Source organism: Cryobacterium sp. MLB-32 (assembly GCF_000738085.1).
In the GTDB taxonomy this organism is placed as follows: Bacteria; Actinomycetota; Actinomycetes; order Actinomycetales; family Microbacteriaceae; genus Cryobacterium.
Genome location: NZ_JPRS01000528.1, coordinates 1 through 698, shown reverse-complemented (window position 1 = coordinate 698; position 698 = coordinate 1). Strand labels below are relative to the sequence as shown.

The 698-nt window shown below is 56.2% G+C and carries 2 protein-coding genes; one reads left to right on the top strand and one right to left on the bottom strand.

Annotated features, from left to right (window positions below; all coding sequences use genetic code 11):
* A partial coding sequence (locus JF66_RS24735) for a hypothetical protein (protein WP_035880598.1) occupies positions 1 to 217 on the bottom strand: 217 nt, incomplete at its 3' end.
* 285 nt (positions 218 to 502) lie between these two features.
* Between JF66_RS24735 and JF66_RS19765 the strand changes: the two genes are divergently transcribed.
* On the top strand, positions 503 to 698 hold a 196-nt coding region (locus tag JF66_RS19765; protein ID WP_035880597.1), incomplete at its 3' end, for a TraY domain-containing protein.

Below are 698 nucleotides of genomic sequence, written 5' to 3'. Positions count from 1 at the left end.
ATGACGCTGGCGGGTTAGGAATGAATGGCCTGAATAGGGCCCGCTGGATCAAAGCATTTAGGTTCAGGTCAAACCAACCTAGACAAGAGCCAAGCGAGGTCTTGGTAATCCCAAACAACACGATCCAAGAGATGGCCGCCACGGGAACCACTATCCACAGAAGCACCCCCTTGGTCATCAAGATCAGAAGCTGCACAAAAATGTTCAGATCGTTCATGGCAATCCTCCCACCCAGTCAGACCAATGATCGCTACCCGGAGGGATGCCCCTAAGCGTATCCGTTCCCCGGACACCTCCGATGTCCCGATGGCGGTTCCCGTGTGACGCATAATGCGCCACGCCCACCCACCGCGCTGTGGCGCAGGAATTCGTTCCCATAGGGGCCGGCTGCTTGCGGGCAGGGCCAGCTTTCCGTTTCTGCTGCGGAGGGAATCCAGGCATCCGCACATGCGGCGACACTTCTGGTGCTATATTTGTATAGCACTCTGAGGAGGGGTTCCGCATGCCGCAGATCAATCTTCGCGTTGACGATGAAACAGAACGCCGATTGCAATACCTGGCCGAGCGAACTGGTCGTTCGAAAACGTTCTACGCGACCGAGGCATTGACCCAGTATCTGGACGAGAACGAAGACTATCTCCTGGCCAAGGATGCGCTCGAGGAATTCACTCAGTCCAATGACGACGCGATCGACCTTG